Below are 25221 nucleotides of genomic sequence, written 5' to 3'. Positions count from 1 at the left end.
CGGCGGACGGGTGGGGGAGGATGGGTGCCGTGACGACGACGCCACCCGCTCCCGCCGCGACCCCCGGCCCCCTCGCCGCGCCCGGCTGGGTCGAGGAGCTCGCCGCCCGCGCCGACGCGGTCCTGCCCGACTACGTCTCGGGCTACTTCCACTCCGCCGCCGGGGACGGCACGTGCGCCCGCGAGGGCGTCGCCGACTGGGACGCCTTCCGCCTGCGCCCGCGCGTCCTGCACGACACCTCCGAGGTCACCACCGCCACGACCCTCCTGGGCACCCCCGTCGCCAGCCCCCTCGTAGTGGCGCCCATGGCCCAGCAGGTCGCCGCCCGCCCCGAGGGGGAGGTCCTCACCGCCCGCGCCGCCGCCGCCCGCGGCCACCTGCTGGGCCTGTCCACCAACACCGGCGCCCGCTTCGCCGACGTCGCCGCCGAGGGCGCGCCCTGGTGGTACCAGGTGTACGTCTGCCGCGACCGCTCCGTCACCGCCCGCCTCGTCGAGCGCGCCGCCGCCGCCGGCGCCCGCGCGCTGCTGCTCACCGTGGACACCACGTCCCTGGCCGTGGAGGGCCCGCGGCTGGACCCCTCCAACTGGGTGGAGTCGCCCCGCAAGAACCGCACCGCCAACCTCACGCCCGCCGAGGTCGAGGCGGCCGGGCCCGACGGGCTGGCGATGGCGCTGGACCTGACGCCCGACGTCATCGGCTGGCTGGCCGACGTGTCGGGGCTGCCCGTGCTCGCCAAGGGCGTCCTGAGCGCCCGCGACGCGCGCCGCTGCGTGGACGCCGGCGCCGACGGGATCGTCGTCTCCACCCACGGCGGGCGCCGGCTGGGCCCGTCGGTGACGTCCGCGCACGCCCTGCCGGAGGTCCTCGCCGAGGTCGGCGCCGAGGTCGAGGTGCACGTCGACTCCGGCGTGCGGGCCGGCCACCACGCCGTCGCGGCGCTCGCGCTGGGCGCCCGCGCCGTGCACGTGGGCCGGCCGGTCATGTGGGGCCTGGCCGCCGACGGCGCCGAGGGGGTGGGCGCCGTCCTGGACCAGCTGCAGGCCGAGCTGGTCACCTGCCTGCGCCAGACCGGTTTCGCCCACCAGCGCGAGCTGACCCCGGCGGACGTGGTGCGCCGGGCCTGACGGAGCGCCCCGCTAGGGTCGCCGCGTGGCGATCCAGGTCAACCCCAGCATCCTCTCCGCCGACTTCGCGCACCTCGCCGCGGAGCTGGCGCGCATCTCCACGGCCGACGCCGCGCACGTGGACGTCATGGACGGCCACTTCGTGCCCAACCTCACCCTGGGCCTGCCCGTCGTGGAGGCGCTGCAGGCCGTCTCGCCCGTCCCGCTGGACTGCCACCTGATGATCGAGGCGCCGGACCGGTGGGCCCCGGCCTACGCCGAAGCCGGCGCCGCGGGCGTCACCTTCCACGCCGAGGCCGCCGCCGCCCCCGTCAAGCTGGCCCGCGAGATCCGCGCCGCGGGCGGGCGGGCCGGTCTGGCGCTGCGCCCGGCGACCCCGCTGGAGCCGTTCGTCGACCTGCTGCCCGAGTTCGACATGCTCCTCGTGATGACCGTCGAGCCCGGCTTCGGCGGGCAGAGCTTCCTCGACGTGACGCTGCCGAAGGTCCGCCGCGCCCGCGCCGCCATCGGCGCCTCCGGCCTGGACGTGCGCCTGCAGGTCGACGGCGGGATCTCCGCGGCCACCGTCGAGCGGGCCGCCGAGGCGGGCGCCGACGTCCTCGTCGCCGGCAGCGCCGTCTACGGGGCCGAGGACGCCGCGGCCGCCATCGCCGACCTGCGCCGGCTCGCCGAGGCCGCCTGCGCCCACTGATCCCCCCCGCCCGCCGGCGCCGCCCGCGCGGGCGTGCGGGCCGCGGACCGCGTGGTTGAATCGCAGGGCCAGAAGCAGGACCAGCAGCAGGACCAGCGCGCGTGCTCCGGGGTCGGTGGAAGTCCGAACCGGCGGTGACAGTCCGCGAGCCCCCACCCCGGTGGGGGCCGACCCGGTGGGACTCCGGGACCGACGGTGAGAGTCCGGAGGAGAGGCAGCACGCGGCGCCCGCCGACGCTCCCGCGCACCGCGCGCGGGAGCCCGTCGTCGCGCGCCCGACCCCCGGAGCACCCGTGCCCCGGAGGAGCCAGGCATGAGCGGCGGCACCCGCGACGGCGGCGCCAGCGAGCACGAGGTGCGCGCGATGCGCCGCGCCCTCGACCTCGCCCGCCGCGGCCCGCTCACCGGCCCCAACCCGCGCGTGGGCTGCGTCCTGCTCGACGCCGGCGGCACCCCGCTGGCCGAGGGCCACCACGCCGGCGCCGGCACCCCCCACGCCGAGGTCGCCGCACTGGCCGACCTCGCCGCCCGCGCGGGCGGGGCCGCGGTCCCCGGCCTGACCGCCGTCGTGACCCTCGAGCCGTGCCGGCACACCGGCCGCAGCGGACCGTGCACCGACGCCCTCACCCGCGCCGGCGTCGCCCGCGTCGTCGTCGGCTCGCCCGACCCCAACCCCCGCGCCGGCGGCGGCGCGCAGGTCCTGCGCGGGCGCGGCGTCGACGTCGTCGTCGGCGTCCTGGTGGAGGAGGCCCGCGCCCTCAACGAGCGCTGGGCCGCCGCCGTCGCCCGCGGGCGCCCCTGGGTGACGTGGAAGGTCGCCAGCACCCTCGACGGGCGCTCGGCCGCCGCCGACGGCACCAGCCGCTGGATCACGTCGGCCGCCGCGCGCGCCGACGTGCACCGGCTGCGCGCCGAGCACGACGCCGTCCTCGTCGGCACCGGCACCGCCCTGGCCGACGACCCGTCCCTCACCGTGCGCCGCGACGGGCGCGCGGAGGGCCCGCAGCCGCTGCGGGTGGTCGTCGGCGCGCGCGACGTGCCGGCCGGCGCCCGGCTGCGCGACGGCGACGCGCCCCTGCTGCACCTGCGCACCCACGACCCGGTGCGCGCCCTGGAGGCGCTGGCCGCCCGCGAGGTGCGCACCGTCCTGCTGGAGGGCGGACCCCGGCTGGCCGCCGCGTTCTGGCGCGCCGGCGTCGTCGACGAGGTCGTCGCCTACCTCGCGCCCGCCCTGCTGGGCGCCGGGCCCGCCGCCGTCGGCGACCTGGGCGTCACCTCGATGCCCGGCATCGCCCGGCTGCGGGTGCGCGACGTCGCCCTCGTCGGCGACGACGTGCGCCTGGTCGCCCGCCCCGCGGTGCCCGCCAGGCCCACCGGGCCCAGCGGGTCCGCCGCCACCACCGACCCGTCCCACCCGTCCGCACCCAGGAGGTCAGCCGTGTTCACCGGGATCGTCGAGGAGGTCGGCGAGGTCGTCGCCGTCGAGGCCGGGGAGGACTCCGCCCGCCTCACCCTGCGCGGGCCGCTGGTCACCAGCGACGCCGTCCACGGCGCGTCCATCGCCGTCGACGGCGTCTGCCTGACCGTCGTCGAGCAGCCGGCGCCGGACACCTTCACCGTCGACGTCATGCGCGAGACGCTCGTGCGCAGCTCCCTGCGCGACGCGGCCCCCGGCCGCCGGGTCAACCTCGAGCGCGCGATGGCCGCCGGCGGCCGCTTCGGCGGGCACGTCGTGCAGGGCCACGTCGACGGCACCGGCACGGTCACCGCCCGCGTCCCCGGCGAGCGCTGGGAGGTCGTGCGGGTGGGCATCGCCCCCGAGCTGGCCCGCTACGTCGTGGAGAAGGGCTCGGTCACCGTCGACGGCACGTCCCTGACCGTCAGCGCGGTCAGCGCCGTCGACGACCCCGCGCCGTGGTTCGAGGTCTCCCTCATCCCCACGACGCTGGAGGCCACGACGCTGGGCGCCAAGCCCGCCGGCAGCGTGGTCAACCTCGAGGTCGACGTCCTGGCCAAGTACGTCGAGCGCATGTCGCTGGCCGGGCCGCGCGCGGCGGCCGGCGCGCCGGCGGACGTGGCCGAGGCGGTCCTGTGAGCGCGCCCTGCGCGCCGGCCCCCACGGGCGCCGCCGAGGCGGTGGCCGCCGCGCTGCAGTCCCTGGCCGCCGGCCGGCCCGTCCTGGTGACCGACGACGCCGCGCGCGAGGACGAGGGCGACGTGGTCCTGGCCGCGCAGCTGGCCACGGCCGAGTGGATCGGCTGGACCGTGCGGCACACCTCGGGGATGCTCTGCGTCCCGATGAGCGCCGAGCGGGCCGCCGCGCTGGACCTGCCGCCCATGGTCGAGCGCAACGAGGACTCGCTGCGCACCGACTACACGGTCAGCGCCGACGCCGCCACGGGTATCACCACGGGCATCTCGGCGGCCGACCGGGCCCGCACCGCGCGGGTGCTGGCCGACCCGGCCAGCACCCCGGCCGACCTCGTGCGCCCCGGGCACGTCTTCCCGCTGCGCGCGCGCCCGGGCGGCGTCCTGGAGCGGCCCGGGCACACCGAGGCCGCGGTCGACCTGTGCCGGCTGGCCGGCCTGGCGCCCGTGGGCGTCATCGCCGAGCTCGTGCGCGACGACGGGTCGATGGCCCGCTGGGACGACGTCGTCGCGCTCGGCAGGGAGCACGACCTGCCCGTCCTGACCATCGCGCAGCTGCGCGAGCACCTGGCCACCAGCACCAGCACCAGCACCACGAGCGACGCGGAGGACGCGCGATGAGCGGCGACGGCAGCCCCGAGATCACGGTCGACGGCAGCGGCCTGCGCGTGGCGGTCGTCGCCGCCCGCTGGCACGCGGAGGTCATGGACGGTCTGCTGGCGGGCGCGCGCCGCGCGCTGGAGGAGTCCGGCACCACCGACGTCGTGGAGGTCCGCGTCCCCGGCGCCTTCGAGCTGCCCGTGGCCGCGGCCCGCCTGGCCCGCACGGGCGTCGACGCCGTCGTCGCCCTCGGCGTGGTCATCCGCGGCGGCACCCCGCACTTCGACTACGTGTGCGACGCCGCCACCCAGGGCCTGACGCAGGTCGCCGTCACCACCGGCGTGCCGGTGGGGTTCGGCGTCCTCACCGTCGACAACGAGGCGCAGGCGCTGCACCGGGCCGGCCTGCGCGGCTCGCGCGAGGACAAGGGCGCCGAGGCCGTGCTGGCGGCGCTGGAGACCGTCGTCGCGCTGCGCGGCGTCGCCCCGCTCGCCTGAGACCGGCCCCGGAGCGGCCCGGGGGCGGCCCCACCGCTCCCGGGCCCGCCCGCGCGCCCACCTAGACTCGCCGCCGTGAAGACCTTCGACGAGCTGTTCGCCGAGCTGACGGACAAGGCGCGCACGCGCCCGGCGGGCTCCGGCACCGTCGTCGAGCTCGACGCCGGCGTGCACGCCATCGGCAAGAAGGTCGTCGAGGAGGCCGCCGAGGTGTGGATGGCCGCCGAGCACGAGACCGCCGAGCGCACCGCCGAGGAGGTCTCGCAGCTGCTGTACCACCTGCAGGTGCTGCTCATCGCGCGCGGGCTGACGCTCGACGACGTGTACGCCCACCTGTGACGCACCGCCCGAGACGAGGAGACCGACCCGTGCTGCGCATCGCCGTCCCCAACAAGGGGTCGCTGTCGGAGGCCGCCAGCGCCATGCTGCGCGAGGCGGGGTACAACCAGCGCCGCGAGGCCAAGGAGCTCATCCTCGACGACCCGGACAACAACGCCCAGTTCGTCTTCCTGCGCCCGCGCGACATCGCCCTGTACGTCGGCTCGGGCACGCTGGACGTCGGCGTCACCGGCCGCGACCTGCTGCTGGACTCGCGCGCCCCGGCCGACGAGGTGCTGCCGCTGGGCTTCGCGCGCAGCACCTTCCGGCTCGCCGCCCGCCCGGGCACGGCCGCCTCGGTGACCGACCTGCAGGGCCGGCGCATCGCGACGAGCTACTCGGGGCTGCTGGGCAAGCACCTGGCCGAGCACGGGGTGTCCGCCGACGTCGTGCACCTGGACGGGGCCGTGGAGACCGCCGTGGCGCTCGGCATCGCCGACGTGATCGCCGACGTCGTGGAGACCGGCACCACGCTGCGCGCCGCGGGGCTGGAGGTCTTCGGGGAGCCGGTGATGCGCTCGGAGGCCGTCCTGGTGCGCCGCACGGGCGCCCCCGCGGACCCGGCCGTCGACGTCCTCGTGCGCCGCCTGCAGGGCGTGCTCGTGGCCCGGCAGTACGCGATGGTCGACTACGACTGCCCCAAGCACCTCGTCGAGGCCGCCTGCGCGATCACCCCCGGCCTGGAGTCGCCCACGGTCTCCCCGCTGGCCGACCCCGACTGGGTCGCGGTGCGAGCCATGGTGAGCAAGTCGTCCACCAACCGCGTCATGGACGAGCTGTACGACCTGGGTGCGCGCGCGATCCTCGTGACCAGCATCCACGCCTGCCGGCTGTGACCGCCCGGCTGGACGCGCCGTTCCGGCCCCGGCGCGCGCGGATCGCCGGGTACGCCGTCGCCGTCCTCGTCGTGGTGACGATGCTGGTGGTCTCGATCGCGCTGGGCACCTCCCCGGACTCGGGGTGGACGGTCGTGGACACGCTGTCCGCGCTGGTGTTCGCCGCCCTCGTCGCCGGCGGGCTCGTGCGCCTGGTCGGGGTGCGCGCCCTGCCCACCGACGACGCGCTCGTCGTGCGCAACGTCCTCTACACGACGCGGGTGGACTGGGGGGCGGTGATCGCCGTGCGCTTCGGCGGCGCCGACCCGTGGCTGACGCTGGACCTGGACGACGGGCAGAACCTGGCGGTCATGGCCGTGCAGCGCGCCGACGGCGCCCACGCGCAGGCCGAGGCCGAGCGGCTGGCGCGGCTGGTGCGCTCGCGCGCGCCGCAGCCCCCGCCGGGCTGAGGCGCGCGCGGGACCTCACCCGGCGGCCGGGCGCAGCAGGCGCCAGCCGGGCCCGCCGGTCCCGTCGGTCCCGCCCGGCGACCCGCTGTCCACCACGACGTCCGCCCGCCCGCGGGTGCCCTCGGCGGCGAACAGCCGCGCCTCCTGCGCGGCCCAGCGCTTCCAGTGCGGGGCGTACGCGTCGCCGTCGCGGGCCAGCGCCCGCTCGCGGCGCACGCCGGCGGGGGCCTGCACCCACACCAGGCGCGAGACCCACCGGGCCGCGGCCCGCGCCCCGCAGCCGACGCCCTCGACGACGAGCAGCGGCGCCGGCGGCACCTCGACCTCCGCGCCGGGCGCGTCCGCGCTCCAGTCCCAGCGCCGGTAGCGGCCGGGCCGTCCGGCGGCCAGCGGCGCGAGGACCCCGTCGGCCAGCAGCGGCACCGAGGCCGCGAGCCCGTCCCAGCCGGGGTAGAGGTCCTCCACGTGCAGCAGCGGCGCCGCCAGCGCGGCCGCCAGGGCCCCGGCCAGGACCGTCTTGCCCGCCCCCGACGGCCCGTCGACGGCCACCACCCACGGGTTCGCCGCCGGCACCGGGGGGCTCAGCAGCGGCAGCAGTCGCCCGGTGAGCGCCGCGGTGCCCGGCACGACGTCACCGCCGGGCACGGCGGCGGGCACGGGTCAGAACCAGGTGGGGCACCACGGCTGCTCGGGGGTGGCCAGCAGCGCGTCCAGCCGCCAGGCCCGGTCGGGGGAGGCGCACACCAGCCGACCGGCGGCCGCCAGCGCGGTCGCGCGGCCGCCGCCCAGCAGCAGCGCCCCCAGCTCGGCCACGCCCAGCACCACGTCGGGCTCGTCGGCGCACGTCTCCACCTGCCCGCACGTCCACCCGTCCGGCGTGCGCGCCGGTCCCTCGACGCTCAGGCGGACCGTGCCGCCGGCCAGGCCGTCGGGGTCCTCCACGCGCAGCACGAGGGAGTCGCGGCCCAGGTAGCGGCGGGCGCACAGCGCTCCGGGCACGTCGAGGACCCGCAGCCACAGGAAGTCGTCGACGGGCTGCTGCTGCGCGGCGCGCGGGTCGGCCAGCAGGTGCGGCAGCAGCTCGTCCTCGGGGCGGTCGCCCGCGCTGACGGTGCGCACGAGGTCCACCGAGGCCACGAACCGCCACAGGTCCGCGTAGGCCGCCGCCGTCACCGCGGTCAGGTCCAGCACGCGGGCGCTGGAGCGCGGCACCCGGCCCGCCCACGCCTCCGTCAGCTCGTACAGGGCGTACCCGTCGGGGTGCCCGTCCTCGCCGGAGTGCACGACGAGGTGGGTGCGCCGGTCCGCCGGCGACGGGACGGCGAAGCGCTCGTCCCACCAGCGCCGGTCGCGCTCCAGCCCGCCGGCGCGGGCGCGGCGGGCGCGGTCGTGCACCTCGCGCTGCGCGCCGGCCCCGGCGCGCGGGTCCAGCAGGCGCAGCGTCCCGCCCGCGGGGGCGTCGGGGCGCAGGACCGCCCGGTCGGCGTCCAGCGTCCACGTCGTCGAGCGGGTCGCGGCGCCGAAGCCGAAGCGGCCGTAGATGGGCGCCTCCATCGCGATGAGCGCCGCCAGGGCGTGCCCGGCCTCGCGAGCGCGCCGCAGGTCCTCGGCCACCAGGTGCCGCAGGACGCCGCGGCGGCGGTGGGTGGGCAGCACGCCCACGGAGCTGACCGCGTCCACGGTGACCGGCCCGGCGCCCGGCAGCGTCAGCTCGGTGTCGAAGGAGCGCAGCGTGCCGACGGGCTCGTCACCGTCGAACGCCGCGCGCAGCCGGTGCCCGGCCACGGAGCGGCGGCGGGCGGCGCGCTGCGCCTCGTCGGGCAGCTCCTGCAGCATCGCCACGGCGGGCACGCGGGCCCACGCGTCCACCGCGTCCGGGTCGTGGCTGTCGACGTCGGCGAACCGCAGGGAGGTCACGCCCGGCACGCTACCCCGGTGATCGCGGGGGCGCCGGGGGAGCGCGCGGGGGCGACTACCCTCCCGGTGTGAGCGTCGCGGTGCGAGTCATCCCCTGCCTGGACGTGGACGCCGGGCGCGTCGTCAAGGGCGTCAACTTCACCGACCTGCGCGACGCGGGCGACCCCGTCGAGCTGGCGCACCGCTACGACGCCGAGGGCGCCGACGAGCTGACGTTCCTCGACGTGACGGCCTCCTCGGGCTCGCGCGAGACGACCTACGACGTGGTGCGCCGCACCGCCGAGCAGGTGTTCATCCCGCTGACCGTCGGCGGCGGGGTGCGCAGCACGGAGGACGTCTCGCGGCTGCTGCGCGCCGGCGCGGACAAGGTGGGCGTCAACACGGCCGCCATCGCCCGTCCGGAGCTGATCCGCGAGATCGCCCACCGCTTCGGCTCGCAGGTCCTCGTCGTCTCCGTCGACGCCCGGCGCACCCCGCCGGGCACGCCGCCGACCGCCTCCGGCTACGAGGTCACCACGCACGGCGGGCGGCGCGGCACGGGCCTGGACGCGGTGGAGTGGGCCGCGCGCGCCGCGGAGCTGGGGGCGGGGGAGGTGCTGCTGAACTCGATGGACGCCGACGGCACGAAGGCCGGCTTCGACCTGGAGATGCTCGCGGCCGTCCGGGCCCGCGTGTCCGTGCCGCTGGTCGCCAGCGGCGGCGCCGGCGCGGTCGAGCACTTCGCGCCGGCCGTGGCCGCGGGCGCCGACGCCGTCCTGGCCGCGAGCGTCTTCCACTTCCAGCAGCTGACGATCGGGCAGGTCAAGGACGCCCTGCGCGCCGGGGGCGTCCCCGTGCGCTGAGGGTCCTGCGGGGGCCTCAGCCCGCGGCGGGGAAGGCCTGCTGGAAGCGGTGGACGGCCTGCGGGAAGCCGCCGACCTCCACGCGGGCCCGCGAGCGGCGCCCGAAGGCGTGCAGCAGCAGCTCCTGCGGCTGCCCGGTGAGCGTGACGGCGGGCACGCCCTTGCGCACGGCGGCGCGCGGGCCGTCCGGGACGACGAGCACCACGCCCACGCCGGAGCGGTGGTACGCCACCCGCGCCAGGGTCCGCGCCGTGCGCCACAGCGCCCGCGACTCCTGGGCGTCCAGCTCCCGCGGGGCCCAGCCGTCCTGCGCCCGGCGCACGTCCTCGCGGTGGGTGAAGAACTCGGCGAGGTTGACCAGCTCGTCGACGGCGCCCGCGCGGGCCGGGCTCCACGCCGGCGGCCCCGAGCGCACCCGCTCGACGAGCTCGCCGAACGGCAGGGCGGCCAGGTCCTGCTGCACCCGCCCGGCGCGGCGGCCGAGGGCGGGCAGCAGCCGCCCGGCGGCCTCGCCGAGGGCCACGTCGGGGCGCCCGTCGCGCACGTGCAGGTGCACGAGCAGGTCGCGCACGCTCCACCCCTCGCACAGCGTCGGCGCGTCCGGGCCGGCGGCCAGCGCGTCGTCGCAGAGGCCGGAGCGTTCGCGGGCGGCGAGGGCGGTCACGGCGGGATCGTCGCACGGCGGGCGGGCCGTCGCCGCGGGCGGTGCCATCATCGAGCCCGTGCCCGACGCCGTCCCCGCTGCTCCCGTGCCCGCTGCCGTCCCCGTCCTCGACCCGGCCGTCGCCGCGCTGCTCAAGCGCGACCCGGCCGGCCTGGTGTGCGCCGTCGTGCAGCAGCACGACACCCGCGAGGTCCTCATGGTGGCGTGGATGGACGAGACGGCCCTGGCCAGCACCCTGACCACGGGGCGGGCGACGTACTGGTCGCGCAGCCGGCGCTCGCTGTGGCGCAAGGGCGACACCTCCGGGCACGTGCAGCACGTCAAGCGCGTCTCGCTGGACTGCGACGGCGACGCCCTCCTCGTCGAGGTCGACCAGGTCGGCGCCGCCTGCCACACCGGCGACCGCACCTGCTTCGACGCCCGCCCGCTGCCCGTCGCCGCGGCGGGGCCGGGGGCGTGAACCCCGCCCGCGAGCGCGGCGCCCTGCTCCTCCTCGCGGCCGGCGGGTCGCTGCTGGCGCTGGCCGCCGGCGCGCCGCAGTGGCTGGCGGGCGCGGTGGAGACCCCCACCGGTCTCGTGCCGGTGGGCGCCACCGGCCGCGCGGCGGCCCCGCTGGCCACCGCGGCGGCCCTCGTCGGCGCCGCGGCCGCCCTCGCCGCCGCCATCGGCCGCCGCCTGGCGCGCGCGCTGGCCGCCCTCGTGCTGCTGCTGGCCGGGACGGGCGTGGCCGCCGCCAGCCTCGCGGTCCTCGCGCAGCCGCAGGACGGCCTGGACGCGGCGGCCCGGGCGGCCAGCGGGCGCACGAGCGCCGCGGCCGCCGGTCCCGTCGACGTCTCGCCGTGGCCGGCGGTGTCCGCGGCCGCCGGAGCCGCGGCGGCCCTGGCGGGCGCCGGGGTGCTCGTGCGCGGCCGCCGCTGGGCCGGCGCCCCCGCCTCGCGCCGCTACGAGCGCGACGCCTCGGTGACCTCCGGGGCCCCCGGCGCGCACCCGGCCCCCCGCGCCCCGGGGGCCGCCGAGGACCCGGCGGCGGCGTGGGACTCCCTGACCCGCGGGGACGACCCCACGGGCGGCGGGCCGGCGGGCGGCGGGTCCACCGGTCCCCCGGGGTCCGGCCCGTCGCGCTGAGCGCGGGCGCCGGTACCGTGGCCGTCGGCAGGACCGCACGCAGACCGTGACCGAGGAGCGACCGTGACGACCGAGCGACCTGAAGACCAGCACCCCGACGGCGCCCACGACGAGCTCGGCCACGGGCACAGCGTCGCGGCCTGGGCCGGGGTGGGCATCGCCCTCGTCGGCTTCCTGATCCTGTGCCTGGCGGTCGTGTTCCCCAGCCTGGTGTGGGGCGTCGTCGGCAGCGTGGTGATCCTCGCCTCGCTCGTGGCCAGCTTCGCGCTGTCCAAGGCCGGGTACGGCGTCAAGGACGCCTCCGGCAAGCCGGTGGGCCTGCGCCGCCCCTCGCACTGACACCCGGCCCGCCGCGGCCACCCACGGCGCGCGTCCCCCCGGCGGGGGCGCGCGCCGTCGCGCGTGCGGCGGGCGGTGCGCCGGACGGGCGGGCGGCTCGGGGGCGCGCCCGGCCGGGGCTAGCATCGGGGCGTGACCGTGCTCGACGACATCCTCGCCGGTGTCCGTGAGGACCTGGCCGCCCGCAAGGCGCTCACCTCGCTGGACGAGCTGAAGGAGCGCGCCCGGCGCCAGGTGCCCGCCAAGGACGCGGTCGCGGTGCTCAGGCCCCGCGACGAGGCGCAGCGCGGCGTCAAGGTCATCGCGGAGGTCAAGCGCCGCAGCCCCTCCAAGGGCGCGCTGGCCGACATCCCGGACCCGGCGCACTTGGCGGCGCAGTACGAGCTCGGCGGCGCCAGCGTCATCAGCTGCCTGACCGAGCAGCGCCGCTTCGGCGGCAGCCTGGAGGACCTGCGCGCCGTGCGCTGCGCGGTGGACGTCCCCGTGCTGCGCAAGGACTTCGTCGTGGAGTCCTACCAGCTGTGGGAGGCGCGGGCGTGGGGCGCGGACGTCGTCCTGCTCATCGTGGCCGCCCTCGAGCAGGAGGCCCTCGTCTCGCTGGTCGAGCGCACCCGCTCCCTGGGCATGACCGCGCTGGTGGAGGTGCACACGGCCGAGGAGGTGGCCCGCGCGCTGGACGCCGACGCCCGCGTCGTCGGGGTCAACGCCCGGGACCTGAAGACCCTCGAGGTCGACAACGGCCGCTTCGCGGACCTGGCCCCGCTGCTGCCCGAGACGGTCGTCAAGGTCGCCGAGTCCGGGGTGCGCGGCCCGCACGACGTGGTCGAGTACGCGCGCGCCGGCGCCGACGCCGTGCTGGTCGGCGAGACGCTCGTGCGCGGGGACGACCCGCGCCGCGCGGTGGCCGACCTCGTCGCCGCCGGCGCCCACCCGGCCGTGCAGGCGGTGCGCCCGTGAGCGCGCCGACCTCCCCCCGCTCCCTGGCCGCCGAGCGCGGTCCCTACTTCGGCGACTTCGGCGGCCGCTTCGTGCCCGAGGCCCTGGTCGCCGCCCTCGACGAGATCGAGGCCGCGCACACCGCGGCGATGGCCGACGAGGGGTTCCTGGCCGAGCTGGCCGAGCTGCACCGCAGCTACTCGGGGCGCCCGAGCATCGTCACCGAGGTGCCGCGCTTCGCCGCGCACGCCGGCGGCGCGCGCGTGCTGCTCAAGCGCGAGGACCTCAACCACACCGGCTCGCACAAGATCAACAACGTGCTGGGGCAGGCGCTGCTGACCCGCCGGATGGGCAAGAAGAGGGTCATCGCCGAGACGGGCGCCGGTCAGCACGGCGTGGCCACCGCGACGGCCGCCGCGCTCATGGGGCTGGAGTGCACGGTCTACATGGGCGAGGAGGACACCCGCCGCCAGGCGCTGAACGTCGCCCGGATGCGCCTGCTGGGCGCCGAGGTCGTGCCCGTCACGGTCGGCACCCGCACCCTCAAGGACGCCGTCAACGAGGCCTTCCGCGACTGGGTGGCCTCCGTGGACACCACCCACTACGTCTTCGGCACGGTCGCCGGCCCGCACCCCTTCCCGGTGCTCGTGCGCGACTACCAGCGCGTGGTGGGCCTGGAGGCCCGCGAGCAGGTGCCGGCGCTCGTCGGCCGCCTGCCGGACGCGGTGTGCGCGTGCGTGGGCGGCGGCTCCAACGCCATCGGGATCTTCCACGCCTTCCTCGACGACCCGCAGGTCGCCCTCTTCGGCTTCGAGGCCGGCGGCGACGGCGTGGACACCCAGCGGCACGCCTCGTCCATCACGGGCGGCGCCGCGGGCGTCTTCCAGGGCTCGCGCAGCTACGTCCTGCAGGACGAGGACGGCCAGACGCTGGACTCGCACTCCATCTCCGCGGGCCTGGACTACCCGGGCGTCGGTCCCGAGCACGCCTGGCTGGCGGCCAGCGGCCGCGCCACGTACCGGCCGGTCACCGACGCCGAGGCCATGGAGGCCTTCCGCCTGCTGTGCCGCACCGAGGGCATCATCCCGGCCATCGAGACCGCGCACGCCCTCGCCGGGGCGCTCGTCGTCGGCCGCGAGCTGGCCGCGCGGCGCGGGCCGGACGAGGAGCCGCCGGTGGTGCTCGTCAGCCTGTCCGGGCGCGGCGACAAGGACGTGGACACCGCGGCCCGCTGGTTCGGGCTGGTCAGCGACGCCGACCTGGTGGCCTCGGAGGCGGAGCGCGTCGCGGACGCGCCGGAGGAGACGGAGGCGTCCGGGTGGTGAGCGCGGCTCAGCAGCCGGCGGGCGCGACCGGGACGGCGGCGCCCGCCGCCGGCCGGGCCGCGGCGGCCGTGGACCGGGCCCGCGGGGAGGGCCGCGCGGCCCTCGTGGCGTACCTGCCGGTCGGCTTCCCCGACGTGGCCGGCAGCGTGGAGGCCGCGAAGGCGGCCGTCGACGGCGGCGCGGACGTCGTCGAGCTGGGCCTGCCGTACTCGGACCCGACGATGGACGGGGCGACCATCCAGCGCGCCGTCGACGCCGCGCTGGCCGCCCGCACCCGCCCGGCCGACGTGCTGCGCGCGGTGGAGGCCGTGGCCGCCACGGGCGCGGCGGTCCTCGTCATGACGTACTGGCCGCCGGTGGACCGCTACGGCGTCGACCGGTTCGCCGCCGACCTGGCCTCGGCCGGGGGAGCGGGGCTCATCACGCCCGACCTCATCCCCGACGAGGCGGGCGCGTGGCTGGCCGCCAGCGACGCGCACGACCTGGAGCGCGTCTTCCTCGTCGCGCCCAGCTCCACCGACGCGCGCCTGGCGCGCACGACGGCCGCCTGCCGCGGCTTCGTCTACGCCGCCTCCCTGATGGGCGTCACGGGCGCCCGCGCCAGCGTCGGCGCCGGGGCCCGCGACCTCGTCGCGCGCACCCGCGCCGCCGGTGCCGAGCGCGTGTGCGTCGGCCTGGGCGTGTCCACCCCGGAGCAGGCGCAGGAGGTCGCCGGCTACGCCGACGGCGTCATCGTCGGCTCCGCGTTCGTCTCCCGGCTGCTCGAGGCGTCCTCGACGGCCGAGGGCGTGCGGGCCGTGGGCGCCCTGGCCGCCGACCTGTCGGCCGGCGTGCGGCGCCGCTGAGGCCCGCCCGGGCCGCCGGAACCCCCCGCCCGGCCCGGGAGTCGTACCCGCGGGAGGGCGCTCGCGCGCTCCCGCCCGCCCGCGGGCCCGCCCGCGGGCGTCCGCGCGTCCCGTGAGGAGTCCCTTCGTGAGCAGCAGGAAGCGCCCCGGCGGCAACCCCGCCCGCGCCGGCCAGGCCGAGGACGCGCGCGAGGCCCGGCGCGCCAAGGCGGCGGCGCTGCGCGAGCGCGAGCTGGCCCGCGAGCGCCGGCGCCGGGTGACGCTCGTCACCACCGCCGTCGTCGTCGCGCTCGCGGTGGTGGCGACGGTCGTCGTCCTCGTGGTCCGCCAGCGCGACGCGTCGACGTCGACGGAGGGCGCGACCCCGGCCGCCGCGACCTCCGCCTCCGGCGGCGTCGTGCTGCCCGGCAGCCCGGCGGAGGGCGCGGCCCCGACGGTCGACCTCTGGCTGGACTACCAGTGCCCCTTCTGCGCGCAGCTGGAGGACACCACCGGTCAGGCGTTCACCGAGCTGGCCGCCGACGGCGAGGCCCGCGTGGTCGTGCACACGGTGACCTTCCTGGACGCCAACCTGCGCAACGACTCCTCCGAGCGGGCGGCCTCCGCGGCCGCGGCCGCCGCCGAGCAGGACCGCTTCGCCGAGTACACCCGGGTCGTCTTCGCCGGCCAGCCCGGCCACGACGGCAACCCGGGCTCGGAGGGCGACGGGTACACCGACGAGCAGCTGCGCTCCTTCGCCGAGGAGGCCGGCGTGCCGGACCTGGAGGCCTGGCAGCGCGCCTACGACGAGGGCACCTACGTCGGCTACGTGCGCCGGGTGGAGGCCGCGCGCGGCGAGCAGGGCGTGCAGGGCACCCCGACCGTGCGGCTGACCCCCGCCGGCGGCGGGGAGGCCGTGGACCTGGACGCCTCCCAGCTGATCGGCGCGCAGGGCCCGCAGTACCTGCGCGAGCAGGTCGCCGCGGTGGCCGCCCCGTGACCGCCGGTCTGAGCACGGGCCTGAGCACCGGCCTGGTCGCCGCGATCCCGAGCCCGGCGCAGGCCGTCTGGTACCTGGGCCCGGTGCCCGTGCGCGCCTACGCCCTGTGCATCGTGCTGGGCATCGTGCTCGGCCTGTGGATCACCGACCGGCGCTGGCGCGCGCGCGGCGGGCGAAAGGACTTCCCCCTCGACGTGGCCGTGTGGGCGGTGCCGCTGGGCATCGTCGGCGCCCGGCTGTACCACGTCGTCACCTCCCCGGACGCGTACTTCGGCCCCGGCGGGGACCCCGTGCGGGCCCTGTACGTGTGGGACGGCGGCCTGGGGATCTGGGGGGCCATCGCCCTGGGGGCCGTGGGCGCGTGGATCGCCTGCCGGCGCGCGGGCTACCGGTTCGTGCCCCTCGCCGACGCCATCGCCCCGGGTCTGCTGGTGGCGCAGGCCGTGGGCCGCTGGGGCAACTGGTGGAACAACGAGCTGTACGGGCGCGAGACCGACCTGCCGTGGGCGCTGGAGGTGCACCGCTGGGACGGCTCGACCGGCCGCGCGGTCACCGGCCCGGACGGCACCCCCGAGGTGCTGGGCACCTTCCACCCGACGTTCCTGTACGAGTCGCTGTGGTGCCTGCTGGCCGCGGCCGTCATCGTGCTGGCCGACCGGCGCTGGCGGCTGCGGCACGGTCAGGCCTTCTGGCTGTACGTCGCGCTCTACACGGCCGGGCGCTCGGTCACCGAGGCGCTGCGGGTGGACGAGGCCACGATCATCGCCGGCCAGCGCGTCAACACGTGGGTCAGCGCCCTGGTCCTGCTGGTGGCCCTGGTCGCGCTGGTGGTCTCCCGCCGCCGTCACGGTGGTGGTCCGGACCAGCCGCTGGAGCGGGTACCGTCCTCCCTGGCCACCCCGGCGGACACCCCGCCCGGTGGACCGGCCGGCGGCGTCGAGCGCCCCGGCGAGCCTGAGCACCCGGCGCAGCCACGGACCGTGAGCGAGCCGGTCAGCGGCTCTCGAGAGGACCCGCGCGAGGACGGCGCCGCACCCCGGTGACGCCGGTTCGTGATGGTTCGGTGACGACCCGGCGGCGCTGATGCGTCGGTCCCGGGCGTTACAGTGAGGTGAACGTGGGCCAGCGCCGCCCCCCGTTCGACGCGTGCCCGCCGGGCGCGCGGCCAGCCCAGCGAGAGTCGGACTCGCCCGGGGACGACGCACGTCGCCGCCCGGGACTCCCCCTGTCCACCGAGGCCCTGCGGGTCTCACCTCCCAGGACGGTGCACCCATGTCGTTCCCCCTGGCGCCGCGGACCCCCGCGGACCGCACGACCAACCCGCTGCCCTTCTCCTCGCTGCCCGAGGGCGGGGGCCTGTACGACCGCGCCTCCGAGAAGGACGCCTGCGGCGTCGCCTTCGTGGCGACCATGCGCGGTGAGCCCGGGCACGACATCGTCCAGCACGCCCTGACGGCCCTGCGCAACCTCGACCACCGCGGCGCGGTGGGCGCGGAGACGACCACGGGCGACGGCGCCGGGATCCTCACCCAGGTCCCCGACGAGTTCCTGCGCGCCGTGACCGCCGAGCTGGGGATCCAGCTGCCCGCCAAGGGCGCCTACGCCGTCGGCAACGCCTTCCTGCCCGTCGACCCCGACGAGCGGGCCGCCGCCGTCGCGCGCGTGGAGGAGATCGCCGCCGAGGAGCAGGTGCGCGTCCTGGGCTGGCGCGACGTGCCCGTGACCGCCGACCTCGTCGGCGCGCAGGCGCGCGCCTGCATGCCCTTCTTCGCCCAGGTCTTCGTCGAGGGCCTGGCCGGCGAGGCGGGCATCGACCTGGACCGGCGCGTGTACGCGGTGCGCAAGCGCGCCGAGCGCGAGCTGGGCGTGTACTTCCCCTCGCTGTCGGCGCGGACGCTGGTCTACAAGGGCATGCTGACCACCGGTCAGCTGGAGCCCTTCTTCCCGGACCTGTCCGACCGCCGCTTCACCAGCGAGCTGGGCCTGGTCCACTCCCGCTTCTCCACGAACACCTTCCCCTCGTGGCCGCTGGCGCACCCCTTCCGCACGATCGCCCACAACGGCGAGATCAACACGGTCAAGGGCAACCGCAACTGGACGGCCGCGCGCGAGTCCACGATGAGCACCCCGCTCATCCCCGGCGACGTGCAGCGGCTGGGCCCGGTGTGCGCGACCGAGGGCTCGGACTCGGCCTCCTTCGACGAGGTCCTGGAGCTGCTGCACCTGGCGGGGCGCTCCCTGCCGCACGCGGTGCTGATGATGATCCCCGAGCCGTGGGAGAACAACACCGAGATGGACCCGGCCCGCCGGGCCTTCTACGAGTTCCACGCCATGTCCGCCGAGCCGTGGGACGGCCCGGCCAACCTGGTCTTCACCGACGGCACCGTCATCGGCGGCGTCCTGGACCGCAACGGCCTGCGCCCCTCGCGCTACTGGGTCACCGACGACGGCCTGGTGGTCCTGGCCAGCGAGGTCGGCGTCCTGGAGCTGGACCCCGCCTCGATCGTCTCCCGCGGCCGCGTGGCGCCGGGCAAGATGTTCCTCGTCGACACCGCCCGCGGGCGCATCGTCGACGACGAGGAGGTCAAGGCCGAGCTGGCCGCGGCCCAGCCGTACGCGGAGTGGCTGAAGAACGTCGTGCACCTGGGCGACCTGCCCCCGCGCGAGCACGTCGTGCACACGCACGCCTCGGTGGCGCGCCGGCAGCAGACCTTCGGCTACACCGAGGAGGAGCTGCGCCTGATCCTGGCGCCGATGGCGCGCGCGGGCGCCGAGCCGATCGGCTCGATGGGCTCCGACACCCCGCTGGCCGTCCTGTCGGACCGCCCCCGGCTGCTCTTCGACTACTTCACGCAGCTGTTCGCGCAGGTGACCAACCCGCCGCTGGACGCGATCCGCGAGGAGCTGGTCACCTCGCTGATGACCATCGCGGGCCCGCAGCAGAACGTCCTGACGGAGTCCCCGGCGCACTGCCACCAGCTGGTGCTGCCCTTCCCGGTGATCGACAACGACGAGCTCGCCAAGATCGTCCACATCGACCGCGACCGCCGCAACCCGGGCCGCACGACGCACACCGTCAAGGGCCTGTACCGGGTCGCCGGCGGCGGCGCGGAGCTGGCCCGGCGCATCGAGGAGATCCGCGCGGAGGTCTCGCGCGCCATCGCCGACGGCGCCGTCTTCGTCGTGCTCTCCGACCGCGACTCCACCTCCGAGCACGCGCCGATCCCCTCGCTGCTGCTGACCTCGGCGGTGCACCACCACCTGGTGCGCCAGAAGCTGCGCACCCAGGTCGGTCTGATCGTCGAGGCCGGCGACGTGCGCGAGGTGCACCACGTCGCGCTGCTCATCGGCTACGGCGCCGCCGCGATCAACCCGTACCTGGCGATGGAGACGGTCGAGGACCTCGTACGCACGGGCGTCATCACCAACGTCGACGCGCAGACCGCGGTGAAGAACCTCATCAAGGCGCTGGGCAAGGGCGTGCTGAAGGTGATGTCCAAGATGGGCATCTCCACGGTCGCCTCCTACCGCGGAGCGCAGGTCTTCGAGGCCATCGGCCTGAGCCAGACGCTGGTGGACGAGTACTTCACCGCCACGACCTCGCGCCTGGGCGGCGTCGGCCTCGACGTCCTGGCCGAGGAGGTCTCCCGCCGCCACCGCGTGGCCTACCCCGTCGAGGGCCAGGAGCGCGCGCACCGCCGGCTGGAGATCGGCGGGGAGTACCAGTGGCGCCGTGAGGGCGAGCCGCACCTGTTCGACCCCGAGACGGTCTTCAAGCTCCAGCACTCCACCCGCCAGCGCAACGAGCAGGTCTACCGCGAGTACACCCAGCGCGTGGACGAGCAGTCCGAGCGGCTCATGACGCTGCGCGGGCTGCTGCAGCTGAAGAAGGGCGTGCGCGAGCCCGTGCCGCTGGAGGAGGTCGAGCCGGTCAGCGAGATCGTCAAGCGCTTCTCCACCGGCGCGATGAGCTACGGCTCGATCAGCCAGGAGGCCCACGAGGTCCTGGCCGTGGCGATGAACCGGCTGGGCGGCAAGTCCAACACCGGGGAGGGCGGCGAGGACGTGGACCGCCTGCTGGACCCGGTGCGCAACTCGGCGATCAAGCAGATCGCCTCCGGCCGCTTCGGCGTCACCAGCAGCTACCTGACCCACGCCACCGACCTGCAGATCAAGGTCGCCCAGGGCGCCAAGCCCGGCGAGGGCGGGCAGCTGCCCGGGCACAAGGTGTACCCGAACATCGCCAGGACGCGGCACTCCACGCCGGGCGTGGGGCTGATCTCGCCGCCGCCGCACCACGACATCTACTCGATCGAGGACCTCGCCCAGCTCATCCACGACCTGAAGAACTCCAACCCCTCGGCGCGCGTGCACGTCAAGCTCGTCTCCGAGGTCGGGGTCGGCACGGTCGCCACGGGCGTGTCCAAGGCCAAGGCCGACGTCGTGCTGATCTCCGGCCACGACGGCGGGACGGGCGCCGCGCCGCTGACGAGCCTCAAGCACGCCGGCGGGCCGTGGGAGCTGGGCCTGGCCGAGACGCAGCAGACGCTCGTGGTCAACGGCCTGCGCGACCGCATCTCGGTGCAGGTCGACGGCCAGCTGAAGACCGGCCGCGACGTGGTCGTGGCCGCGCTGCTGGGCGCGGAGGAGTTCGGCTTCGCCACCGCCCCGCTGGTGGTCGCCGGCTGCATCATGATGCGCGTGTGCCAGCTGGACACCTGTCCGGTCGGCGTCGCGACCCAGAACCCCGAGCTGCGCGCCCGCTTCACGGGCCAGGCCGACCACGTCGTGGCCTTCTTCGAGTTCCTGGCGCAGGAGGTGCGCGAGCTGCTCGCCTCCCTGGGCTTCCGGTCGCTGGAGGAGGCCGTCGGGCACGTCGAGGTCCTCGACACCCGCCGCGCCGTGGCGCACTGGAAGGCCTCGGGCCTGGACCTGTCGCCGATCCTGCACGCGCCGGCGGTGCCGGAGGGCACGACGCTGCACTGCTCGACCACCCAGGACCACGCCCTGGAGAAGGCCCTGGACCACGTGCTCATCGAGCGCAGCGCCGAGGCCCTGGAGCACGGCACGCCGGTGCGCTTCGAGCTGCCGATCCGCAATGTCAACCGCACCGTGGGCACGATGCTCGGGCACGAGCTGACGCTGCGCCACGGCGAGCGGGGGCTGCCGGAGGGGACGATCGACGTCACCCTGACCGGCTCGGGCGGGCAGTCCTTCGGCGCCTTCCTGCCGCGCGGCATCACGCTGCGCCTGGTCGGCGACACCAACGACTACGTCGGCAAGGGCCTGTCCGGCGGCACGGTCGTGGTCCGCCCCGACCGCGCCTCGGCCGTGCGCGAGCGCGACATCGTCGCCGGCAACGTCATCGGCTACGGCGCCACCAGCGGCAAGCTGTTCCTGCGCGGGGAGGTCGGCGAGCGCTTCTGCGTGCGCAACTCCGGCGCCACCGCCGTCGTGGAGGGCGTGGGCGACCACGCGCTGGAGTACATGACGGGCGGTGAGGTGGTCGTCCTGGGCCGCACGGGCCGCAACGTGGCCGCCGGCATGTCCGGCGGGTTCGCCCACGTGCTCGACCTCAAGGAGCACCGGGTCAACCACGACATGGTCTCGCTGCGCCCCCTGGACGACGAGGCCGCCGCCCGCGTCCACGACCTGCTCGTGGAGCACCGGGAGAACACCGACTCCCCGCTGGCCGCCCGGCTCCTGGCCGACTGGGGCGCCGCGCGCCAGCGCTTCACCACCATCGTCCCGCGGGACTTCCAGCGCGTGCTGGACGTCCGGGCCAAGGCCGTCGACGAGGGCCTGGAGCCCGACTCCGACGCCGTGCTCACCCGCATCATGGAGGCTTCTCATGGTTGATCCCCGGGGTTTCCTGCGGGTCCGCGAGCGCGAGCTGCCGCCGCGCCGGCCGGTCCCGCTGCGCCTGATGGACTGGCGCGAGGTGTACGAGAAGCAGGACACCGACCAGCTGCGCCGGCAGGCGGGCCGCTGCATGGACTGCGGCATCCCCTTCTGCCACAGCGCCTGCCCGCTGGGGAACCTCATCCCCGAGTGGAACGACCTGGTCACGCGCGGGGACTTCGCCGAGGCCTCCGAGCGCCTGCACGCGACGAACAACTTCCCGGAGTTCACGGGCAAGCTGTGCCCGGCCCCGTGCGAGTCGGCCTGCGTGCTGGGCATCAACCAGCCGCCGGTGACCATCAAGCAGGTCGAGGTGATGATCGCCGAGACGGCCGCCGAGCGCGGCTGGCTGGAGCCGCGCCCGCCGGAGCGGCTGACGGGCAAGACCGTCGCCGTCGTCGGCTCCGGCCCCGCGGGGCTGGCGGCCGCGCAGCAGCTGACCCGGGCCGGTCACACCGTCGCGGTCTTCGAGCGCGACGACAAGATCGGCGGGCTGATGCGCTACGGCATCCCCGAGTTCAAGATGGAGCGCTCCGTCCTGGACCGCCGCCTGGCGCAGATGGAGGCCGAGGGCACCCGCTTCCGCCCCGGCGTCGACATCGGCACCGACATCACCGGTGAGCAGCTGCGCGAGCGCTACGACGCCGTCGTGGTCGCCACGGGCGCCACCCAGTGGCGCGAGGTGGACGTCCCCGGCCGCGAGCTGGCCGGGATCCACCAGGCGATGGAGTTCCTGCCGCCGACCAACCGCGTGGCGGTGGGCGAGGAGCGCCCGCAGGACTACATCGACGCCCACGGCCTGGACGTGGTCATCATCGGCGGCGGCGACACCGGCTCCGACTGCTACGGCACCTCGCTGCGCCAGGGCGCGCGCTCGGTGACGCAGCTGGACATCTACCCGCAGGCGCCGGGGGAGCGGGCCGAGGCCGAGCCGTGGCCCACGATGCCCAAGGTGTTCACCGTCTCCTCCTCGCACGAGGAGGGCGGGCGCCGGGAGTTCTCCGCCAGCACCAAGGCGCTGCTGGGCGACGAGCACGGGCGCGTGCGCGCCCTGCAGATCGTCGAGGTGCGCAAGGTCGACGGCACCTGGACGCCCGTGGAGGGCACCGAGCGGGAGCTGCCCGCGCAGCTGGTGCTGCTGGCCATCGGCTTCTCCGGCCCCGAGGCCGGCCCGCTGGTGCAGCAGCTCGGCCTGGCGCAGGACGAGCGCACGCGCTTCGCGCGCACCCCGGGCTACGCCACCAGCACCCCGGGCGTGTTCGTCGCCGGGGACGCCGGCCGCGGGCAGTCGCTCATAGTCTGGGCCATCGCCGAGGGCCGGGCGTGCGCCGCGGCCGTGGACGAGTACCTCATGGGGGACACGGCCCTCCCGGCGCCGGTGCGCGCCGACGCCAAGCCGCTGACGGTCTGAGAGCCGCCGCACGCGCGAGAGGGGGCCTCCCGGTCGTACCGGGAGGCCCCCTCCCGCGCGGGCGCTCGGCCGGCACGGCTCACCAGGCGGCGACCTGCTCGCGGTCGTAGCTCCACACGGCCGCGTCGCTGATGACCGTCACGTCGGCGGCGTGCCCGCGCAGCCCGCGCGCGGCGGCGGCCTCCGCGACCTTCTCCAGCGCCCGCTGGGCGGCGCTCTCGGCGTCCAGGCCGTCGCCGTCGACGCTGATGACGACGTCGTGCTCGGGGGCCTCGACGTCCTCCACGCGCGGGTGGGCGGCCTGCAGCTGGCGCACCAGCCCCGCGAGGTCCTCGGCGGACCAGGTGCCGTCCGGGTGCAGGCGCACGTAGACGGCGTACTCGTGGTCGAGCTCGCCCATGCCCTCCTCGATGAGCTCGTCGATCTCCAGGTCCACGGCGGTGCCGCGCACGTGGGAGTCCTGCCCGCGCGCGCGGTCGAGGCGGTCGTCGTTCCGGCCCAGCACGTCCATGCCGCCAGCATGACCGCTCCCGGCGCCGGCGCACGTCGAGGTCCCCGGGCGCCGGAGGACCTGCACGACCTCCCCACGAGCCGCTGGCGCCGCCCGGTGCGCGGCGCCGGTCGGCCGCCCCCTAGGCTCGCACCATGCGCAGAGCCAAGATCGTCTGCACGCTCGGGCCGGCCGTGGACGGCGAGGAGCGGGTGCGGGCGCTGGTGGACGCCGGGATGGACGTCGCCCGGATGAACCTCAGCCACGGGTCCCAGGACGAGCACCGGGCCCGGTACGAGACCGTGCGGGCCGCCGCGGAGGCCTCGGGCCGCGCCGTCGGCATCTTCGCCGACCTGCAGGGCCCGAAGATCCGCCTCGGCAAGTTCGCCGACGGCCCCCACGACCTCGCGGTCGGCGACGTCTTCACCATCACCACGGAGGACGTCCTCGGCACGAGGGACCTGTGCTCGACGACCTACGAGGGCCTGCCCGGCGACGTCTCGCCCGGCGACCGCATCCTCATCGACGACGGCAAGGTCGGCCTCGACGTCCTCGAGGTCGACGGCCCGCGCGTGGTGACCCGCTGCGCGGTCCCCGGCCCGGTGTCGAACAACAAGGGCATCAACCTGCCGGGCGTGGCCGTCAGCGTGCCGGCGCTGTCGGACAAGGACGTCGACGACCTGCGCTTCGCCCTGCGCCTGGGCGTCGACATGGTGGCGCTGTCCTTCGTGCGCAGCGCCGCCGACGCCGAGGACGTGCACCGGATCATGGCGGAGGAGGGCGTCACCGTCCCGATCATCGCCAAGATCGAGAAGCCGCAGGCGGTGGACAACCTGCGCGAGATCGTGGCCGCCTTCGACGGCATCATGGTCGCCCGCGGCGACCTGGGCGTGGAGCTGCCGCTGGAGGAGGTCCCCCTCGTCCAGAAGCGCGTCATCGAGCTGGCCCGCCGCCAGGCCAAGCCGGTCATCGTGGCCACGCAGATGCTCGAGTCGATGATCACCAGCCCGCGGCCCACCCGCGCGGAGGCCTCCGACTGCGCCAACGCGGTCCTGGACGGCGCGGACGCCCTCATGCTGTCCGGCGAGACGAGCGTGGGCGCCTTCCCGTTCGAGGCCGTGCGCACGATGGCCCGCGTCATCGAGAACACCGAGGCCCACGGCGCCGACCGGATCGCCCCGCTGGGCACCACCCCGCACACCAAGGGCGGTGCCGTCACCCTGGCCGCCTCCGAGATCGGCAAGCAGCTGGACGCGAAGCTGCTGGTGACGTTCACCCAGAGCGGCGACTCGGCGCGCCGGCTGGCGCGCCTGCGCTCGGGCATCCCGCTGCTGGCCTTCACCCCCGAGGAGGCGGTGCGCCGCCGCCTGGCCCTCAGCTGGGGCACGGAGCCGGAGTACGCGCCGTTCATCAACACCACCGACGAGATGGTCAAGGCCGTCGACGCCCGCCTGCAGGAGATGGGCCGCTGCGCGGTCGGCGACCTCGTGGTCATCGTGGCCGGCGCCCCCCCGGGCATCGTCGGCTCGACCAACGCCGTGCGCGTGCACCGCATCGGCGACGCGACCGCGGGCGTGTCCTCGGCCTACGCCTGAGGCGCGGCCCGGACGCGGGGGGGGGGGGGGGGGGGGGGGGGGGGGGGGGGGGGGGGGGCGGGGGGGGGGGGGGGGGGGGGGGGGGGGGGGGCGGGGGGGGGGGGGGGGGCGGGGTGGGGGGGGGGG

At 76.7% G+C, this 25221-nt stretch carries 23 protein-coding genes, 1 pseudogene and 1 riboswitch; of the genes and pseudogenes, 20 read left to right on the top strand and 4 right to left on the bottom strand.

Annotated elements, in window-relative coordinates; genetic code table 11:
- The first annotated feature begins 29 nt into the window (after positions 1 to 29).
- The 8 genes and pseudogenes from AB8M62_RS13780 (at position 30) to AB8M62_RS13740 (ending at position 6726) form a co-directional block, all read left to right on the top strand.
- Positions 30 to 1127: an alpha-hydroxy acid oxidase gene (locus AB8M62_RS13780; protein ID WP_369069937.1), complete on the top strand. Its 1098-nt coding sequence runs from the start codon at positions 30 to 32 to the stop codon at positions 1125 to 1127.
- 25 nt (positions 1128 to 1152) lie between these two features.
- Positions 1153 to 1818 carry a ribulose-phosphate 3-epimerase gene (rpe, locus tag AB8M62_RS13775; protein WP_369052225.1) on the top strand — a complete coding sequence of 222 codons (666 nt, stop codon included), beginning with the start codon at positions 1153 to 1155 and terminating at the stop codon, positions 1816 to 1818.
- Positions 1819 to 1915: 97 nt separating this feature from the next.
- Positions 1916 to 2043, top strand: a riboswitch (FMN riboswitch).
- Between the two features lie 88 nt (positions 2044 to 2131).
- Complete coding sequence (gene ribD, locus AB8M62_RS20100) at positions 2132 to 3913, top strand: bifunctional diaminohydroxyphosphoribosylaminopyrimidine deaminase/5-amino-6-(5-phosphoribosylamino)uracil reductase RibD (protein WP_373694943.1); 1782 nt, start codon at positions 2132 to 2134, stop codon at positions 3911 to 3913.
- Positions 3914 to 3954: 41 nt separating this feature from the next.
- Positions 3955 to 4539, top strand: a pseudogene (ribB, locus tag AB8M62_RS13760) (3,4-dihydroxy-2-butanone-4-phosphate synthase); the annotation flags it as partial.
- 44 nt (positions 4540 to 4583) lie between these two features.
- Complete coding sequence (ribH, locus tag AB8M62_RS13755) at positions 4584 to 5063, top strand: 6,7-dimethyl-8-ribityllumazine synthase (RefSeq protein WP_369052224.1); 480 nt, start codon at positions 4584 to 4586, stop codon at positions 5061 to 5063.
- A 75-nt stretch (positions 5064 to 5138) separates the two neighbouring features.
- Positions 5139 to 5402: a phosphoribosyl-ATP diphosphatase gene (locus AB8M62_RS13750; RefSeq protein WP_369052223.1), complete on the top strand. Its 264-nt coding sequence runs from the start codon at positions 5139 to 5141 to the stop codon at positions 5400 to 5402.
- 29 nt (positions 5403 to 5431) lie between these two features.
- The gene (hisG, locus tag AB8M62_RS13745) at positions 5432 to 6277 is read left to right on the top strand and encodes an ATP phosphoribosyltransferase (RefSeq protein ID WP_369052222.1); all 846 of its coding nucleotides are present in this window, start codon (positions 5432 to 5434) and stop codon (positions 6275 to 6277) included.
- On the top strand, positions 6274 to 6726 hold the full coding sequence (locus AB8M62_RS13740; RefSeq protein WP_369052221.1) for a PH domain-containing protein: 453 nt from the start codon (positions 6274 to 6276) through the stop codon (positions 6724 to 6726). The genes hisG and AB8M62_RS13740 overlap by 4 nt, the downstream gene beginning before the upstream one ends.
- Before the next feature lie 15 nt (positions 6727 to 6741).
- On the opposite strand, the gene AB8M62_RS13735 is transcribed toward AB8M62_RS13740, so the two are convergent.
- Both AB8M62_RS13735 and AB8M62_RS13730 read right to left on the bottom strand, forming a co-directional pair.
- Positions 6742 to 7383 (bottom strand): nucleoside/nucleotide kinase family protein, encoded by a 642-nt coding sequence (locus tag AB8M62_RS13735; RefSeq protein WP_369069936.1) that lies wholly within the window; start codon positions 7381 to 7383, stop codon positions 6742 to 6744.
- Positions 7384 to 7386: 3 nt separating this feature from the next.
- On the bottom strand, positions 7387 to 8643 hold the full coding sequence (locus tag AB8M62_RS13730; protein WP_369069935.1) for a GNAT family N-acetyltransferase: 1257 nt from the start codon (positions 8641 to 8643) through the stop codon (positions 7387 to 7389).
- Between the two features lie 68 nt (positions 8644 to 8711).
- On the opposite strand from AB8M62_RS13730, the gene hisF reads away from it, so the two are divergent.
- The gene (gene hisF / locus AB8M62_RS13725; RefSeq protein ID WP_369052218.1) at positions 8712 to 9485 is read left to right on the top strand and encodes an imidazole glycerol phosphate synthase subunit HisF; all 774 of its coding nucleotides are present in this window, start codon (positions 8712 to 8714) and stop codon (positions 9483 to 9485) included.
- Between the two features lie 16 nt (positions 9486 to 9501).
- On the opposite strand, the gene AB8M62_RS13720 is transcribed toward hisF, so the two are convergent.
- A complete protein-coding gene (locus tag AB8M62_RS13720) occupies positions 9502 to 10149 on the bottom strand; it encodes a TIGR03085 family metal-binding protein (protein ID WP_369052217.1) in 648 nt (215 codons plus the stop codon).
- 58 nt (positions 10150 to 10207) lie between these two features.
- Here AB8M62_RS13720 and hisI point away from each other — a divergent pair, with 58 nt between their 5' ends.
- The 10 genes from hisI to AB8M62_RS13670 all read left to right on the top strand — a co-directional run bounded on the left by hisI (position 10208) and on the right by AB8M62_RS13670 (position 23010).
- Positions 10208 to 10609, top strand: coding sequence for a phosphoribosyl-AMP cyclohydrolase (gene hisI, locus AB8M62_RS13715; protein ID WP_369052216.1), 402 nt, complete (start codon positions 10208 to 10210; stop codon positions 10607 to 10609).
- Complete coding sequence (locus AB8M62_RS13710; protein ID WP_369052215.1) at positions 10606 to 11274, top strand: Trp biosynthesis-associated membrane protein; 669 nt, start codon at positions 10606 to 10608, stop codon at positions 11272 to 11274. Before hisI ends, AB8M62_RS13710 begins: the two co-directional genes overlap by 4 nt.
- 63 nt (positions 11275 to 11337) lie before the next feature.
- Complete coding sequence (locus AB8M62_RS13705) at positions 11338 to 11613, top strand: HGxxPAAW family protein (RefSeq protein WP_369052214.1); 276 nt, start codon at positions 11338 to 11340, stop codon at positions 11611 to 11613.
- Positions 11614 to 11745: 132 nt separating this feature from the next.
- Positions 11746 to 12570, top strand: coding sequence for an indole-3-glycerol phosphate synthase TrpC (gene trpC, locus AB8M62_RS13700; protein WP_369052213.1), 825 nt, complete (start codon positions 11746 to 11748; stop codon positions 12568 to 12570).
- On the top strand, positions 12567 to 13874 hold the full coding sequence (gene trpB / locus AB8M62_RS13695) for a tryptophan synthase subunit beta (protein WP_369052212.1): 1308 nt from the start codon (positions 12567 to 12569) through the stop codon (positions 13872 to 13874). Before trpC ends, trpB begins: the two co-directional genes overlap by 4 nt.
- 68 nt (positions 13875 to 13942) lie before the next feature.
- A complete protein-coding gene (gene trpA / locus AB8M62_RS13690) occupies positions 13943 to 14719 on the top strand; it encodes a tryptophan synthase subunit alpha (RefSeq protein ID WP_369052376.1) in 777 nt (258 codons plus the stop codon).
- A 127-nt stretch (positions 14720 to 14846) separates the two neighbouring features.
- Positions 14847 to 15698 (top strand): DsbA family protein, encoded by an 852-nt coding sequence (locus AB8M62_RS13685; RefSeq protein WP_369069934.1) that lies wholly within the window; start codon positions 14847 to 14849, stop codon positions 15696 to 15698.
- Positions 15695 to 16741, top strand: coding sequence for a prolipoprotein diacylglyceryl transferase (gene lgt / locus AB8M62_RS13680; protein ID WP_369069933.1), 1047 nt, complete (start codon positions 15695 to 15697; stop codon positions 16739 to 16741). The genes AB8M62_RS13685 and lgt overlap by 4 nt, the downstream gene beginning before the upstream one ends.
- A gap of 229 nt (positions 16742 to 16970) precedes the next feature.
- Entirely contained in the window at positions 16971 to 21557 is a 4587-nt protein-coding gene (gltB, locus tag AB8M62_RS13675; RefSeq protein WP_369052209.1) for a glutamate synthase large subunit, read from the top strand.
- Positions 21550 to 23010, top strand: coding sequence for a glutamate synthase subunit beta (locus AB8M62_RS13670; protein WP_369069932.1), 1461 nt, complete (start codon positions 21550 to 21552; stop codon positions 23008 to 23010). Before gltB ends, AB8M62_RS13670 begins: the two co-directional genes overlap by 8 nt.
- Positions 23011 to 23089: 79 nt before the next feature.
- Here AB8M62_RS13670 and AB8M62_RS13665 read toward each other — a convergent pair whose 3' ends face one another.
- Complete coding sequence (locus AB8M62_RS13665) at positions 23090 to 23521, bottom strand: hypothetical protein (protein WP_369052207.1); 432 nt, start codon at positions 23519 to 23521, stop codon at positions 23090 to 23092.
- Between the two features lie 134 nt (positions 23522 to 23655).
- Between AB8M62_RS13665 and pyk the strand changes: the two genes are divergently transcribed.
- Positions 23656 to 25095 carry a pyruvate kinase gene (pyk, locus tag AB8M62_RS13660; RefSeq protein ID WP_369052206.1) on the top strand — a complete coding sequence of 480 codons (1440 nt, stop codon included), beginning with the start codon at positions 23656 to 23658 and terminating at the stop codon, positions 25093 to 25095.
- Positions 25096 to 25221 lie beyond the last annotated feature (126 nt).

The organism is Kineococcus terrestris, from assembly GCF_041020755.1.
Classification (GTDB): domain Bacteria; phylum Actinomycetota; class Actinomycetes; order Actinomycetales; family Kineococcaceae; genus Kineococcus; species Kineococcus terrestris.
This window is presented reverse-complemented; position numbering and strand designations above follow the sequence as displayed.

Bases quoted from the DNA above. Each gene is read 5' to 3' on its own strand.
- ribD (WP_373694943.1), top strand. From the start codon at position 2,132: ATGAGCGGCGGCACCCGCGACGGCGGCGCCAGCGAGCACGAGGTGCGC.
- ribH (WP_369052224.1), top strand. From the start codon at position 4,584: ATGAGCGGCGACGGCAGCCCCGAGATCACGGTCGACGGCAGCGGCCTG.
- gltB (WP_369052209.1), top strand. From the start codon at position 16,971: ATGTCGTTCCCCCTGGCGCCGCGGACCCCCGCGGACCGCACGACCAAC.
- AB8M62_RS13670 (WP_369069932.1), top strand. From the start codon at position 21,550: ATGGTTGATCCCCGGGGTTTCCTGCGGGTCCGCGAGCGCGAGCTGCCG.
- AB8M62_RS13665 (WP_369052207.1), bottom strand. From the start codon at position 23,521: ATGGACGTGCTGGGCCGGAACGACGACCGCCTCGACCGCGCGCGCGGG.
- pyk (WP_369052206.1), top strand. From the start codon at position 23,656: ATGCGCAGAGCCAAGATCGTCTGCACGCTCGGGCCGGCCGTGGACGGC.